A 15,247-nucleotide genomic window follows, 5' to 3' on the forward strand; every position below is an offset into this window, starting at 1 on the left:
CATGAGGAAATATCATGTTATTACTGAGAGAAAAAACCGCCACGATTAAAAACATCACGTTTTTTTCTGATGATTCAGATGAAAACCAATTTTGGTATTTGCCCGGTGATATTCATATTGCCGTACGCGATGGGAAACCGGTATTTTCATTAATTAAATACACCGGTGATGACGCCAACCAACAGGGCGGGTACATAAACTTTGAGGTCAATACTGCCGTCGATGAAGGCGAACTCAACACCGCGTTTACCGATTACCTGAATAAACTGAAGATCAAGCCGAAAAATGCCCGTAAAGCGCCAGTACCGTTTAATAATGGTACTGTGAACTTTTTTGTTCTGGATGCACAAAATTCCAACGGCCAGTTGATTAGCGCACAAAGCTCTAGCCTATTTGGTAATAACACCGCCATTTTCAGTGCCAAACTGACGCCACAACAGGCGGTTATTCTGGAGGCTGCGTTTAATCAAGCGCAGGCACCAGCGGCGGTGACTTACAACCTCACTTATACCGGTATCACCCCAGCATTGAAAGTGGATGTTACAGCGGAATTTGACAGCGTTTATAAGGAATTCGGTGCTAAGTTTGGCATTAATATTCCTATTCCGGTCGAGACACCGGCAAGTTTTTGGCTCGGCTTTGACAGCGTGATTAAGAAACTGGAGCAAGATCAAAAACTCGTGATTAAAGTGACCGAAAGTATGCCCGGCGATCAGGCGACCAAAGAAAAAGAGTGGGCATTACAGTTTGTCAAAGAAGAACTACTAAAGATATTTTTCAACGCAACCATTAAACCAAACGCAGAAAGTAATGAGCAGGCAAAATCAGCCAGCGCTTCCATTCTGGAATCATTGATTGGCAGTAAAGATGAAAAAGGGAAAGGCGGTCTTTTCCCCTGCGCATCATTGGAATTAAAAGTGGTCAACATTACCGAGCATAAAACCTTATCCTTTAACTACACTTCATCAAAAGCGATTACTCAGGCCGCCGTACCACAAAACTTTATCGGCACCGACACGTTAAAAGCCCAAAAAGATAAACCTTATTTTATTGAAGTAAACGTCAATGATCCGTTCTTTCAGAAAATCGAACTGCAAATCTTCGGCCCTGATGGCTTTGAAGAGTTCGGTATCAAAGCGGCAGCATTTCAAGCCAGCTACAATAACAATGTCTATACCAGTGATGCCTTTACCGAGGACGGTAAAGAATGGCGGAAAAATATTGCCAGAAGCAAAGACAAAAATGAATTACTCGATATTCAAGGCGAGTTTATTTTTAAATCAGCGAGCAGCTCCGGCTGGGAAGGTAACAGCAGCTATCAGTCAAAATTCAAAACCGCTTCTACCACCATCGGTCTCGATCCGAGTAATTTACTCACTTTCAATGAAATTGATATTTTCCTCGATCGCCAGTTCTCCTGGGATAAATACAATCAGGTGCTGGTTGAACTCACTTATCTTGATGACAAAGAACAAAAGAAAACCAAGAAGTTCTCCTTTAATCCCGATAAAACCAAAGCGCAAACCTTCAAGTATCGCTGCCTGACAGAGAAACCCTGGACGGTTCATTATACGATTACCTATCTTGAGATCGGCGGGCATACCCGGTTGGTCGACGGTACAGATAATCCGCCTGCCATCGTTATTCCGACATGAGCTACGGTAAATAATCATGGTTGAACGCGTTGCGGTGTTACCAGCGGCATTGGACGCCCTGGTAACCACTTTATGCCATCATGTGCCGGATTTAGCAGGCACGCTATTACCCGACATTCACCGTTTTAGCCAGAAACGGATGGCATCGGGGCTGCTGTCTGCGGCATTTAATACCAGTCTATTGGCTTATAACGGTTGCCCACTGGAGTTCACGACATCCAGCATAAAACCGCAGGCTGTGGCTTGCACGTTTGATACTTTTCTCCCGCTATTCACCCAGGCTCGTGATATTGGGGCCTTCAGTGCGGAAAATTACCCACACGCCTCGTCAGACTCGTCTGCATCCTGCTTCGCACACATTGCCCGGATACAACGGCCGGATACGCCTACCCAAGCGCTAAAATTTGGCTCATGGTTGGGGCGGAAATATACCGCTGACGGCATTAAAACCAAGGTTTACTCCGAAGTACCGCCAAATAATCAAGCATTAATCGCTCTGTATGCCTCCCCGCTAAATCACGCCAATAGCGATTATCCCCTGCATCAGTTAACCGCAGCCGGACTATCGCTGTTGATGATTGGCTATTACCCAGATAACCCTGACACACCAACTGAATATTATTATCAGTGGCACAGCGCAGAAATAACGCTGGCAGACATTGCCAACGTTATGCGGTTATTTGGTATTGAACGTGGGTTTCCTCCGCTGGCCGCGCTGCTCAGGCAGGTATTAGCTAACATGCCTAATCCAGATGAATTCCCCGCCACCACCTATGGTTTCAGCCTGGTCTATAACCATCGACGCCAGTTGGAAAGTTTTAGCCTGTTTACTATGGCGCCGCGCTTTTTAGGCGGCAACGCGCAGGCTGCCATCAAGATTGGTGAGCTATTGCAGCACGTGGCACAGCCCATGCCGCTGCTACAAGCGTTGCTCAAGGAGAATGTGCCTCTTCAGTTTAATGTCATCGGCTTTACGGTTGATGCACAGGCAAGGTGCGGCGTCAGTTGTACCTTCAGCCCGCAGAACGACCTTTGGCGCGAGGTTGCCCTACCAGACCGTAGCCCGCCGCCGCCGCGCGGCATGTCGCCAGATGCAATCCTCCGACAACAGCAATCAGAAAACGGGGCATTCCTGTCCAGCGTCAGAACACCCGACGGCCAGTGGCATCAGGATGCCAATGCTTTTGTCACTGCTCAGGTATTAAGGACGCTCGACTACACCGAGCAAACGGCTCCCTATATTGATCGCGCGCTGGATTTTCTCGCTAGTTGTGAAACCCGCCCCGGTCATTTCAGTTTCTGGCCTCGTCACGCTCATCCCCGTTGGATGAACGGCCAGATGATTGACGCCGATATTGATGACACGGCGATAATTACCGAAATGTTATACAAATTTGGCCGTATTTCGCCTGACGCCGTTCGCCTGACGCTGATTGAGATGAATGGCTATCAGCTACAGAAGGTTGATGCCCGACTTACCGAACCACAGCATCAATGGGCTGAATGTCAAACCTTCCACACTTGGATGAAACAAAATAATGAGATTAGCCAGCTCGACTGCTGTGTTAATACCAATGCGCTAATTTTACTGTATCGTTTTTATGGCGAACAATGCGCAACCCTACCGGCTTATTATCGTATTATCACCATGCTGAATAAAGCCGTCGTCTGGAGCCAAAACGAATATCAGAGAATAACCCAATTAACCCCCTACTACGCTCATCCCGCCGAATGGTTGTCCACACTTGAATATGCCCAAAATATCGGTATCGATACACTATCTGACATTATTACGCCGTTAAAAAAATGGCAGCTTGCCAATAGTGCTAGGGAAATACCACTCTATCGTCGTCACGATGGGCAGTATCTGTGGACCTCATCCTATTTATCAGCGCTAAGGCGTTGTTCTGTTCTCTATGATACGAAGGATACCTATGAACATCTTTCTCAATGATCTGGTCACGCTAAACAAAATTATTCTGGAAAACGCGCAGCAGCAGTTTACCGACAATGTTAATCTGACCAGAAAATTACGGACAACTCTAACGCCATTATCCGATGAATTGATAGCACAGGTCAGTACCGAGAATGTCTCTGGCGAAATACGCTATCAGATTGAAACCATAACAGATGGCATTAGTTGGACGATGGTACTGAGTTTTTTTCTCAACAAAAACATTCAGGAAATGCCTTATGTAGTGCTCAATTTCAATCAGTTTGGCAAATTCAATGAAATGATATTTCAGGACGTGGCACTCAAAGCTGAACGGCAATATCAGGCTCAACTAAAACTAACCCGACTTGAGCAGCGAGATGCGTTATTAAGAGCCTTATCCAACTACGATGCGCAAACCACGTTGGTGATCGCCATCAAATCTGATACCGGCCTGCTGAATACTATTACTGATCCTAAAATATTTTATTTTGCGGAAAATTATTATCCTTATATCTACCGCGGCATTGCGCCACCGAATCCACGTCTTGAATTAATTCTCACACCAATAGAATATCATCAATACTGGTATAACTATTATCAGGATAATATTCGTAAAGATTATCTTTATTATTTACCCGATACGTTTCAACTGGCCAGTAACAGCAATGACAATAATAAACCCATGTTGTCGATCTCCTTTTCTGCACCAGAAGGGGCAACAGAGGTGGCTCAGTTTAATGTGACCTTTGACTATTTCTTGCTACCCAAGGTGGGCAGACAACGCATTAGCGACGCCGAAACTACCTTTATCCAATCCCAGCCACAGGGTAAGTTGATCCCTTTTTCCAGTGCGCATAGCCTTAAACTACGGTTGTCATTACCGGCGGGGAAAACCGAAGAAACCAACGCAATAGTAAACCTGCAAAGCGGTATTATTGATTCGTTCACGCTGCCATCGGCGCAGTTTGCAAAAATTTGGGATGCGCTGTTTGATACCACGGCACAGCATCTGTTGCTCAATGGCGAGCTGGAAGTTAAACAGGAAGGCTTTAGCCCTGACAATATCCCGGTACAGCTCAGGATGCCGGTTGCATATAAAAATAATCCCCAGCTGTTTATCGATAATTCCACCCCAGTTGAAATTGTCAAAACGCTGAAGTTTATCAGCAGCCAGGGTGCTTATGATCCCACCGGCCCGAAACCCATAGAACAGATACTAATCAGTATCAACCACCAGACGATAGCACTGAATAGCGAGCAGCCTACCAAAACCTTAGAAGTGAAAGTGTCGGCCTTGCAACTCATTCTTAATCCGCAAGAAAAGCTGATCTACCATTATGATGTGCAGATTCATTACCAGGATGGGGCAAGGAAAGAGCTTAGAGATTTAACCTCGACCTTCGAAATTATTTATGTCCCTTGACACTCTCCCAACGACGCTGTGGCATTAAAGTGTCGTTGGGTAATATATTGTGTTTTTATATATAAACTGATGATAGCGGCAGCTATCTAAAAAACCGGCAACGTAACTTTTGCCGATTCCTGACAATGACTGTTTTAATTTGGTCATAAAAAAATCCGGTATGCTTTTAAACAGCATAACCGGACTTTTCGAGTTAACGGCTATTTCATCCGCCCACAATATTTTGTGCTATATCTATCGCAGCTTATTCAACCGTGACTGATTTTGCCAAGTTACGTGGCTGGTCCACGTCGGTGCCTTTAATTAGCGCGACATGGTAAGAGAGTAACTGTAGTGGCACGGTATAGAAGATAGGCGCGATAATCTCTTCTACATGTGGTAACTGAATGATTTTCATCCCTTCACTGTCAGTGAAACCGGCATCTTGATCAGCAAACACATACAGCAAACCGCCACGGGCACGCACTTCTTCAATGTTGGATTTCAGTTTTTCCAACAATTCATTATTTGGCGCAACCACGATGACCGGCATATCAGCATCAATCAATGCCAATGGACCGTGCTTCAACTCACCTGCAGCATAAGCTTCAGCGTGAATATAAGAGATCTCTTTAAGTTTCAGCGCGCCTTCCATCGCAATCGGATATTGATCACCGCGACCAAGGAACAAGGCATTGTGTTTATCAGAGAAACCTTCAGCCAGCGCTTCAATGGTTTTATCCAGAGACAACATCTGTTCAATACGAGCAGGTAGAGCCTGTAACGCATGAACAATATTCTGCTCCAGACTGGCATCAGCGCCCTTCAGCTTGCCAATACGCCCCACCAGCATCAGTAATACTGTCAACTGAGTGGTAAAGGCTTTCGTTGATGCTACGCCAATCTCAGTACCGGCTTTGGTCATTAACGCTAAATCTGATTCACGCACCAGCGATGAGCCAGCGACGTTACAAATAGCCAGCGACCCCAAATACCCCAACTCTTTTGATAAGCGCAGAGCAGCTAAGGTATCGGCAGTTTCACCTGATTGTGACAAGGTGATCAACAGGCTGTTTGGGCGCACAGCGGATTTGCGGTAACGGAACTCAGACGCAATCTCTACGTCACAAGGCACACCGGCTAATGATTCAAACCAATAACGCGAAACCATGCCTGAGTTATAAGAGGTACCACAGGCAATAATTTGAATATGTTGAACATTTGCCAATAATGCATCCGCTTTAGGGCCAAGTTCAGACAAATCAATTACACCATGATTTAAACGGCCTTCCAGCGTATTTTTAATCGCCATTGGCTGTTCATAAATCTCTTTCTGCATGTAATGGCGGTAAACACCTTTATCACCGGCATCGTACTGCACCTGAGATTCAATTTCAGGGCGCTCAATAGCATTACCCTGTTTATCAAAAATTGCGATGCTACGGCGAGTTACTTCAACCACATCACCTTCTTCCAGGAAGATGAAGCGGCGAGTCACGGGTAATAACGCCAGTTGGTCAGAGGCAATAAAGTTTTCACCTACACCACAACCAATCACTAATGGGCTACCGGAACGCGCAGCCACCAAACGACTTGGGTCACGACTATCCATAACGACAGTGCCGTAAGCGCCACGTAATTGCGGGATAACACGCTTAACCACTTCCAGCAAAGATCCACCTTGCTGTAGCTCCCAGTGCACCAAGTGAGCAATAACTTCAGTATCTGTTTCAGAACTGAAACGGTAGCCACGACCAATCAGTAATTCACGTAAAGGTTCGTGATTCTCAATAATGCCGTTGTGTACCACAGAGATATAGTCAGAAACATGAGGGTGCGCATTGGCTTCCGATGGCTCACCATGGGTAGCCCAACGGGTATGTGCAATCCCGGTGCCACCATGTAAAGCCTGATTTTCGGCAGCATCAGACAGCGCCTGTACTTTACCCACCCGACGTAAACGCGTCATATTACCTTCAGCGTCAACCACTGCTAAACCAGCAGAGTCATAGCCACGGTATTCAAGACGACGTAAACCTTCGATCAGAATCTCAGCGATATCACGTTGCGCTACTGCGCCAACAATTCCACACATCTATTTTATTCCTATGTAAGGTTCTTTTAGAACCTTGTCGATGTCAGTGACCTGATTTTCCGGATTTTCCGGGTTCCCCGAGCCTGTAGAGTTGGGGATTATTATGTTTTGCTCTGTGTTTTCAGCATCAATAGATAAACCAAAAACACAGGGCAAAACATCCCTTCAAAGAATAAACGATATTGAAGGGGCTGTTTTAATATAACCTAAATAATTCGAGTTGCAGGAAGGCAGCAATTGAGCAGATCCCCAGAAGCTTACTTATTTTAAGGTCAACGACCAGTAAGTAACTGGGGTGATTGAACGCAGCCAACGCACATGCAGCTTGAAATATAACGGGTATAGCTTATTTTTTCTTCACCGGACGCTGCCAGCCCTGAACATGGACTTGTTTAACACGGCTAAGCACTAACTCATTTTCCGCAATATCGCGAGTTACGGTAGTTCCCGCAGCGATAGTGGCACCCTTTGCAACAGTGACCGGCGCGACCAATTGAGTATCGGACCCAACAAAGACATCATCACCAATAATAGTTTTAAACTTATTAGCTCCATCATAGTTGCAAGTTATGGTTCCTGCGCCAATATTTACGCCCGAACCAATCTCGGCATCACCCAAATAGGAAAGATGACCCGCTTTCGAGCCTTTACCCAAGCGGGTATTTTTGATTTCAACGAAGTTACCAACATGTGCGCCTTCAGCTAATTCAGCACCTGGGCGCAGGCGGGCAAATGGCCCAACAGAGCAGCCAGTATCCAGGCGTGAGTTTTCTAATACGCTATATGGGCTAATGTCAGAATCATCACCGATCACACAATTTTTCAGTACGCATCCGCTACCAATACGAACCCGATCACCTAAAGTCACATGACCTTCAATGATGACATTGGTATCGATAGTAATATCACGACCATGTGTTAATTCTCCGCGCAAATCAAAGCGCGCGGGATCCAGTAACATCACACCGGCCAATAACAGTTTCTCAGCCTGCTCAGACTGGTATACACGCTCTAGAGCAGCGAGTTGCAGGCGGTTATTTACCCCTTCAACCTCACTCAACCGAGCGGGGTGAACCGCAGCAACCTTCTTACCATCAGCATGTGCCAATGCAATAATATCGGTGATATAAAACTCACCTTGAGCATTATTGTTATCCAACAGTGATAGCCAGCGCTTTAGATCACGCCCATTAGCAACCAGTATTCCGGTGTTGATTTCATTAATTTCGCGCTGTGCATCACTGGCATCTTTATGCTCAACAATCCCCACCACGTCGCCATTCTCACGCACGATACGGCCATAACCACTTGGGTTATCCAGCTTCACGGTCAACAAGCCAATGCCGCCTTGTGGCTTCGCCGCCAGCAGTCGCTGTAAGGTATCCACAGAGATCAACGGCACATCGCCGTATAGCATCAGCACATCTTCATCGTCAGCAAAGTGCGGTGCGGCTTGTTGCATCGCGTGCCCGGTACCCAACTGTTCAGCTTGTAATACCCAGTTCAAAGAGGGATCGGATAGCGTCTTTTTCAGCAGATCGCCGCCGTGCCCATAAACCAGATGAACGTTTTTTGCACCCAGCTTCATGGCCGCATCAATAACATGCTGAACCATCGGCTTACCTGCCAATGGGTGTAACACCTTAGGAAGGTCGGAATACATGCGTGTTCCCTTACCTGCGGCAAGGATGACTACACTCATTGAGCTGTTAGACATAAGCAACCTGATAACTCCAATTTAATAGACGGAAGTAAACCTGTTTAGCGAAATAATTACTACATATTTCTCAACGAAAAATGTACTCAACCCGCATGGTTAAAGGGTTGTTGCTACTCGTCATGTAACGAAAAAATGGGGCGAAAAGTGTCTGCGATCAGCGACGCTTCCCGTGCTGTTTTTGTCAAAACACATGTACATATTTACGCTATTAACCACTTATTTTACGACAAGAAACAAGAGTTTTCAGAAAGAAACGCTTTGAGTTTAGCTGAGGCTTAACTAAATAGTAGGAAAGCGGATTAAGGGAGATAAACCAAAGGCGAGTATCTGTGTTATCTGATGTATAGGTAAAAAAAAATGCCAATCAGATTTACTGACTGGCATTCTATTTTTTATTTATACCTTCGTACTGGAAGTTGCAGTAGCGTTAGCTTGCTACCTACCTGCAACCCCAATGACCTGAGTATATATAGTAATTTTATAAATCAATGAGTTAACGCAACCCATTAGTATAAAATTACATCGCCTTCCTGGTCAGTTCGATTACGCGTAATTTCGCAATCGCCTTCGCCAATTCAGCGGATGCCTGAGCATAGTCGACGTCGCCGTGGGAGTTGTTGATATGATCTTCGGCTTTACGCTTAGATTCCAGCGCTTTAGCTTCGTCCAGATCAGTTCCGCGAATAGCTGTGTCAGCCAATACGATCACAACGCTCGGTTGCACCTCAAGGATGCCGCCAGAAAGATAAATAAACTCTTCCTCACCGAACTGCTTCACGATACGTATCATGCCAGGCTTAATGGCAGTGAGCAGTGGGGCGTGACCAGGGAAAATCCCAAGTTCGCCTTCACTACCCGTCACCTGAATTTTTTGTACCACGCCAGAGAACATCTTCTTCTCTGCGCTCACAACATCCAGATGGTAAGTCATTGCAGCCATGTCACCCTCCAGTCAACAGCGTTACAGTTTCTTGGCTTTTTCCACTGCTTCTTCAATGGTGCCAACCATGTAGAACGCCTGCTCCGGCAAGTGGTCATAGTCGCCGTTCATGATGCCTTTGAAACCACGAATGGTATCTTTCAGCGAAACGAACTTGCCCGGTGAACCGGTAAAGACTTCTGCCACGAAGAACGGTTGAGACAGGAAGCGCTGAATTTTACGCGCACGGGATACAACCAGTTTGTCATCTTCTGACAACTCGTCCATACCCAAGATTGCGATGATGTCTTTCAGCTCCTGGTAACGTTGCAGAATAGACTGCACGCCACGCGCTACATCGTAGTGCTCCTGGCCAACAACCAGCGGATCAAGCTGACGGCTGGTGGAGTCAAGTGGGTCAACCGCAGGGTAAATACCCAAAGAGGCGATTTGACGACTCAAAACGACGGTTGCATCCAAGTGAGCAAAGGTGGTTGCTGGTGATGGGTCAGTCAAGTCATCCGCAGGCACGTAAACGGCCTGAACAGAAGTGATTGAACCCGTCTTGGTGGACGTAATACGTTCCTGCAACACACCCATCTCTTCTGCCAGCGTTGGCTGGTAGCCTACCGCTGATGGCATACGACCCAGCAGTGCGGATACTTCCGTACCGGCCAAGGTATAGCGATAGATGTTATCGATGAACAACAGTACGTCACGACCTTCATCACGGAATTTCTCCGCCATGGTCAGGCCGGTCAGAGCAACGCGCAGACGGTTACCTGGTGGCTCATTCATCTGGCCATACACCAAAGATACTTTGTCCAGAACGTTGGAGTCCGTCATCTCGTGGTAGAAGTCGTTACCCTCACGAGTACGCTCACCCACACCGGCAAATACAGAATAACCTGAGTGCTCGATCGCGATGTTACGAATAAGCTCCATCATGTTTACTGTTTTACCAACACCCGCACCACCAAACAGACCCACTTTACCGCCCTTAGCGAACGGGCAAATCAAGTCCATTACTTTGATACCGGTTTCTAACAAATCTTGTGAGCTGGCAAGCTCTTCGTAAGAAGGCGCTTCACGGTGGATTGCCCAACGCTCTTCTTCACCGATCGGACCTTTCATGTCGATTGGGTCACCCAATACGTTCATGATACGGCCCAGAGTTGATTTACCAACCGGCACTTCAATTGGGTGTTCCAGGTTGATGACTTTCAACCCGCGGCTCAGACCATCGGAAGAGCCCATTGCGATACAACGAACAACACCACCGCCTAGCTGTTGCTGAACTTCCAGCACCAGCTTCTCAGCAGTGCCTTCAACCTCAAGGGCGTTGTACACTTTTGGTACAGCGTCTTGGGGGAATTCGACGTCCACTACGGCGCCGATTACCTGGATAATCTTTCCAGTAGCCATCTTGAATCCTCTACGTAATACGTTTACCCGTCATACTTCAAATTGCTGGGGCGTTGGCTGCTTTTTCTCACCCCAGTTGCTTACTTTATTAGCAAGCGCCAGGGGATTTGCTCAGTTGCCGCCGTTTCGCAATCTGAACTATTTAGGGTAATAACCTGGTTAAACCGCGGAGGCTCCCCCGACGATCTCGGTGAGTTCCTGAGTGATGCTGGCCTGACGAGCCTTGTTGTAAACCAACTGCAGCTCTTTGATCAGACTACCGCCGTTATCGGTGGCGGCTTTCATCGCTACCATTCGCGCGGCCTGCTCGCTGGCCAGGTTTTCAACGACGCCCTGATAAACTTGCGATTCCACATAGCGACGCAGGAGGGTATCCAGCAATGCTTTAGGATCGGGTTCATACAGGTAATCCCAGGATTTCTTCTTCAGCTCACCATCTTCCGCAGGCGGAAGCGGTAGTAGCTGCATGATCCGTGGTTCCTGAGACATCGTATTGATAAACTTGTTATTAACGATATACAGCTTATCCAGACGACCTTCATCATAGGCTTGCAGCATCACTTTGACTGGCCCGATAAGCTCTGACAAGGAAGGGTTATCCCCCATGCCAGTAACCTGAGCGACAATCTTGCCACCCACGGAACCAAAGAAAGAAGCTGCTTTTGATCCAATCAGCGCTAAATCACATTCAACGCCTTTTTCAGACCAACCTTTCATCTCAGCCAACAGTCTTTTGAACAGGTTAATGTTCAAACCACCGCACAAGCCACGGTCTGTAGAAACCACCAGATACCCAACGCGCTTAACGTCACGCTCTTCCAGGTACGGATGTTTATATTCCAGATTACCTAACGCAAGGTGACCAATCACACTACGCATAGTTTCTGCATAAGGACGGCTGGCCGCCATGCGTTCCTGCGATTTACGCATTTTGGAGGCGGCGACCATCTCCATGGCTTTGGTGATCTTTTGCGTGTTTTGCACGCTGGCGATCTTGGAACGTATCTCTTTTGCGCCGGCCATTTCTGCTTCTCCTCATTACCAGACGGCCTGCTTTTCTAATGAAAAGCAAGGCCGCATAGCGTTACCAGGACTGGGTTGCCTTAAATGTATCAAGGATGCCTTTCAGCTTGCCCTCGATCTCATCGTTGTACGCGCCAGTTTGGTTGATTTGTTGCAGAAGCTCGGCATGCTCACGGTCAGCAAACGCTAACAGCGCAGCTTCAAAGCTACCTACCTTCGCCAACTCAACATCACCCAGATAACCACGTTCAGCTGCGAACAGAACCAGAGATTGCTGCGCAACAGACATCGGTGCGTATTGTTTCTGTTTCAGAAGCTCGGTCACTTTCTGACCGTGGCTCAGCTGTTTACGTGTTGCATCATCCAAATCGGATGCGAACTGGGAGAACGCAGCAAGTTCACGATACTGTGCCAGAGCAGTACGAATACCACCGGACAGTTTTTTCATGATCTTGGTTTGCGCTGCACCACCCACACGAGATACGGAGATACCTGGGTTAACCGCAGGACGAATACCGGCGTTAAACAGGCTGGATTCCAGGAAGATCTGACCATCGGTAATCGAAATTACGTTAGTCGGAACGAACGCGGAAACGTCCCCTGCTTGAGTTTCAATGATTGGCAATGCGGTCAAAGAACCGGTTTTACCTTTCACTTCACCCTTGGTAAAGGCTTCAACGTAGTCGGCGTTAACACGCGCAGCACGCTCCAGCAAACGGGAGTGGAGGTAGAATACGTCGCCAGGGTAAGCTTCACGACCTGGTGGACGACGGAGCAGCAAGGAGATTTGACGATATGCAACAGCCTGTTTAGACAGGTCATCATAAATAATCAGCGCATCTTCACCGCGGTCGCGGAAATATTCACCCATAGCACAACCGGAGTAAGGTGCCAGGTACTGCAATGCTGCAGATTCTGAGGCGGTAGCTACAACCACAATGGTATTAGCCAAAGCGCCATGCTCTTCCAGTTTACGCACTACGTTAGCAACAGTAGAGGCTTTCTGGCCGATAGCAACATACACACATTTGATGCCGGAATCGCGTTGGTTGATGATCGCATCAATCGCCAAAGCAGTTTTACCTGTCTGACGGTCACCGATGATCAATTCACGCTGGCCACGACCAATTGGGATCATGGCATCCACTGACTTATAGCCCGTCTGAACAGGCTCATCAACGGATTGACGTTCGATAACGCCAGGTGCGATAGCTTCAACAGCTGAGAAGCCGTCGTTTTCTACCGGACCTTTACCATCAATAGGTTCACCCAGAGTATTGACGACGCGACCCAACAGGCCACGACCGACGGGAACTTCCAGGATACGGCCAGTACATTTAACCTTCATGCCTTCGGCAAGATCGGCGTACGGACCCATAACTACAGCACCTACGGAGTCGCGCTCCAGGTTCAGTGCGATTGCGTAACGGTTGCCTGGCAGTGCGATCATCTCGCCCTGCATAACATCGGCTAAGCCGTGTACGCGAATGATCCCGTCACTGACGGAAACAATAGTACCTTCATTGTGAGCTTCGCTCACCACATTGAACTGAGCAATGCGCTGCTTGATCAGTTCGCTGATTTCGGTGGAATTCAGTTGCATATGCTCCAGTCCCCTTAAGACTGCAAGACGTCCGCCAGGCGTTCTAGACGACCGCGAACGCTGCCATCTATCACCATATCGCCTGCACGTATTACTACGCCGGCCATTACGGACTTATCGATTTTGCAATTCAGCTTAACTTTGCGTGATAGACGTTTTTCCATCGCAGCAGCAATTTTAGCTAGCTGTTCGTCTTTCAGTGGGCTCGCAGAGCTCACTTCGACGTCGACGGTCGACTCCAGCGAGGCACGCAGTTGAATAAACTGCTGTAGCACCTCAGGAAGAACCAGTAAACGGCCATTCTCCGCCATAACTCGAATGAAGTTCTGTGCGGATTCATCGAGCTGATCACCACAGACTGCAATAAACGTCTTAGACATTGTTTCTGGTGCAACAGCACCGGAAAGCAATTCAGCGATCTGTTCATTGCGCGTCACTTGGGCAGTAAACGCTAGCATATCCTGCCAACGATCAACCGCCTGGTGCTCAACAGCAAAGTCAAAAGCTGCTTTGGCGTAGGGGCGAGCTACAGTTACAAATTCAGACATCAGCCCCTCCCTCCTTACAGTTCAGCGACCAGTTTATCAACGATGTCGCTGTTAGCAGCTTCATCCACGGAACGTTCGATGATCTTCTCGGCGCCAGCTATAGCCAACATCGCGACTTGCTTACGCAACTCTTCACGAGCACGCTTACGTTCGGCGTCGATCTCTGCCTGCGCTTGCGCCACGATTTTGTTACGTTCCTGTTCGGCTTCAGTTTTAGCTTCATCAAGGATCTGAGCTTTGCGTTTACTTGCCTGCTCGATGATCACCTGTGCTTCTGCTTTAGCCTTCTTCAGTTGGTCGGTCGCATTGGCTTGCGCTAAGTCCAAATCTTTTTTGGCACGCTCTGCAGAAGAGAGACCGTCAGCAATTTCTTTTTGACGCTTCTCGATGGCAGCCATAATTGGCGGCCATATATACTTCATACAAAACAGGACAAACAGGACAAACGCGATGGCCTGGCCGAGGATTGTTGCGTTAAGATTCACAGCACAATGCCTCTTTAAAAGTTAATAGTTTGGTGTAGTTCACGGTAGAGAAAACTCTACTTACGCGACAGCAAACATCACGTACAGACCCAGACCAACAGCGATCATAGGGATGGCGTCAACCAGACCCATGACGATAAAGAACTGTGTACGCAGCAGAGGAATCAGGTCAGGCTGACGTGCAGCGCCTTCCAAAAATTTACCACCCAGGATGCCGATACCGATCGCAGCACCGATTGCCGCTAAACCCATCATTATAGCGGCAGCCATGTACAGCAGATCCATATTCAGGTTTTCCATGACAGTCTCCAATTATTTCAGTTAAACGCAGTAGTGTTATACACTTCATACTTCAAGCTACATGTGCGTTGGCTTCCTTCGTTCACCCCAGTCACTTAACTTATGTAAGCTCCTCGGGATTCGCTCAGTTGCCGCC

The 15,247-nt window shown here is 47.5% G+C and carries 12 protein-coding genes and 1 pseudogene; 3 read left to right on the plus strand and 10 right to left on the minus strand.

What is annotated here, in order from left to right; translation table 11 throughout:
- Positions 1-14 precede the first annotated feature (14 nt).
- Genes A6J66_016875 through A6J66_016885 form a run of 3 tightly spaced genes read left to right on the plus strand, consistent with a single transcriptional unit; the run spans position 15 to position 5,014 of the window.
- Positions 15-1,655 (plus strand): hypothetical protein, encoded by a 1,641-nt coding sequence (locus A6J66_016875; GenBank protein ID PNM25704.1) that lies wholly within the window; start codon positions 15-17, stop codon positions 1,653-1,655.
- Positions 1,656-1,671: 16 nt separating this feature from the next.
- On the plus strand, positions 1,672-3,609 hold the full coding sequence (locus A6J66_016880) for a hypothetical protein (GenBank protein PNM25705.1): 1,938 nt from the start codon (positions 1,672-1,674) through the stop codon (positions 3,607-3,609).
- Complete coding sequence (locus A6J66_016885) at positions 3,590-5,014, plus strand: hypothetical protein (protein PNM25706.1); 1,425 nt, start codon at positions 3,590-3,592, stop codon at positions 5,012-5,014. The genes A6J66_016880 and A6J66_016885 overlap by 20 nt, the downstream gene beginning before the upstream one ends.
- A gap of 244 nt (positions 5,015-5,258) precedes the next feature.
- Here the strand turns inward: A6J66_016885 and glmS are convergent, their stop codons facing one another.
- From glmS to A6J66_016935, 10 genes and pseudogenes are all read right to left on the minus strand, one after another.
- Positions 5,259-7,088 carry a glutamine--fructose-6-phosphate transaminase (isomerizing) gene (gene glmS / locus A6J66_016890; GenBank protein PNM25707.1) on the minus strand — a complete coding sequence of 610 codons (1,830 nt, stop codon included), beginning with the start codon at positions 7,086-7,088 and terminating at the stop codon, positions 5,259-5,261.
- Positions 7,089-7,269: pseudogene (locus A6J66_016895) on the minus strand (hypothetical protein).
- A 165-nt stretch (positions 7,270-7,434) separates the two neighbouring features.
- Complete coding sequence (gene glmU, locus A6J66_016900; protein ID PNM25708.1) at positions 7,435-8,805, minus strand: bifunctional UDP-N-acetylglucosamine diphosphorylase/glucosamine-1-phosphate N-acetyltransferase GlmU; 1,371 nt, start codon at positions 8,803-8,805, stop codon at positions 7,435-7,437.
- A gap of 520 nt (positions 8,806-9,325) precedes the next feature.
- Positions 9,326-9,748, minus strand: coding sequence for an ATP synthase epsilon chain (gene atpC / locus A6J66_016905; GenBank protein ID PNM25709.1), 423 nt, complete (start codon positions 9,746-9,748; stop codon positions 9,326-9,328).
- A gap of 21 nt (positions 9,749-9,769) precedes the next feature.
- Entirely contained in the window at positions 9,770-11,152 is a 1,383-nt protein-coding gene (atpD, locus tag A6J66_016910) for a F0F1 ATP synthase subunit beta (GenBank protein ID PNM25710.1), read from the minus strand.
- Between the two features lie 159 nt (positions 11,153-11,311).
- Positions 11,312-12,175: an ATP synthase subunit gamma gene (locus A6J66_016915; protein ID PNM25711.1), complete on the minus strand. Its 864-nt coding sequence runs from the start codon at positions 12,173-12,175 to the stop codon at positions 11,312-11,314.
- Positions 12,176-12,236: 61 nt separating this feature from the next.
- A complete protein-coding gene (gene atpA, locus A6J66_016920) occupies positions 12,237-13,778 on the minus strand; it encodes a F0F1 ATP synthase subunit alpha (GenBank protein ID PNM25712.1) in 1,542 nt (513 codons plus the stop codon).
- A 14-nt stretch (positions 13,779-13,792) separates the two neighbouring features.
- On the minus strand, positions 13,793-14,326 hold the full coding sequence (locus tag A6J66_016925; GenBank protein ID PNM25713.1) for a F0F1 ATP synthase subunit delta: 534 nt from the start codon (positions 14,324-14,326) through the stop codon (positions 13,793-13,795).
- 14 nt (positions 14,327-14,340) lie between these two features.
- Positions 14,341-14,811 (minus strand): ATP synthase subunit B, encoded by a 471-nt coding sequence (locus A6J66_016930; protein ID PNM25714.1) that lies wholly within the window; start codon positions 14,809-14,811, stop codon positions 14,341-14,343.
- Between the two features lie 60 nt (positions 14,812-14,871).
- Complete coding sequence (locus tag A6J66_016935; GenBank protein PNM25715.1) at positions 14,872-15,111, minus strand: ATP synthase subunit C; 240 nt, start codon at positions 15,109-15,111, stop codon at positions 14,872-14,874.
- Positions 15,112-15,247 lie beyond the last annotated feature (136 nt).

The sequence above is a fragment of the Yersinia enterocolitica genome, assembly GCA_002082245.2.
GTDB classification, from domain to species: domain Bacteria; phylum Pseudomonadota; class Gammaproteobacteria; order Enterobacterales; family Enterobacteriaceae; genus Yersinia; species Yersinia enterocolitica_E.

What these genes read in the sequence shown, in the direction of transcription:
- A6J66_016880 (PNM25705.1), top strand. Translation starts at nt 1,672, where the DNA reads ATGGTTGAACGCGTTGCGGTGTTACCAGCGGCATTGGACGCCCTGGTA.
- A6J66_016935 (PNM25715.1), bottom strand. Translation starts at nt 15,111, where the DNA reads ATGGAAAACCTGAATATGGATCTGCTGTACATGGCTGCCGCTATAATG.
- atpD (PNM25710.1), bottom strand. Translation starts at nt 11,152, where the DNA reads ATGGCTACTGGAAAGATTATCCAGGTAATCGGCGCCGTAGTGGACGTC.
- A6J66_016915 (PNM25711.1), bottom strand. Translation starts at nt 12,175, where the DNA reads ATGGCCGGCGCAAAAGAGATACGTTCCAAGATCGCCAGCGTGCAAAAC.
- atpC (PNM25709.1), bottom strand. Translation starts at nt 9,748, where the DNA reads ATGGCTGCAATGACTTACCATCTGGATGTTGTGAGCGCAGAGAAGAAG.
- glmS (PNM25707.1), bottom strand. Translation starts at nt 7,088, where the DNA reads ATGTGTGGAATTGTTGGCGCAGTAGCGCAACGTGATATCGCTGAGATT.
- A6J66_016885 (PNM25706.1), top strand. Translation starts at nt 3,590, where the DNA reads ATGAACATCTTTCTCAATGATCTGGTCACGCTAAACAAAATTATTCTG.
- A6J66_016925 (PNM25713.1), bottom strand. Translation starts at nt 14,326, where the DNA reads ATGTCTGAATTTGTAACTGTAGCTCGCCCCTACGCCAAAGCAGCTTTT.
- A6J66_016875 (PNM25704.1), top strand. Translation starts at nt 15, where the DNA reads ATGTTATTACTGAGAGAAAAAACCGCCACGATTAAAAACATCACGTTT.
- atpA (PNM25712.1), bottom strand. Translation starts at nt 13,778, where the DNA reads ATGCAACTGAATTCCACCGAAATCAGCGAACTGATCAAGCAGCGCATT.
- glmU (PNM25708.1), bottom strand. Translation starts at nt 8,805, where the DNA reads ATGTCTAACAGCTCAATGAGTGTAGTCATCCTTGCCGCAGGTAAGGGA.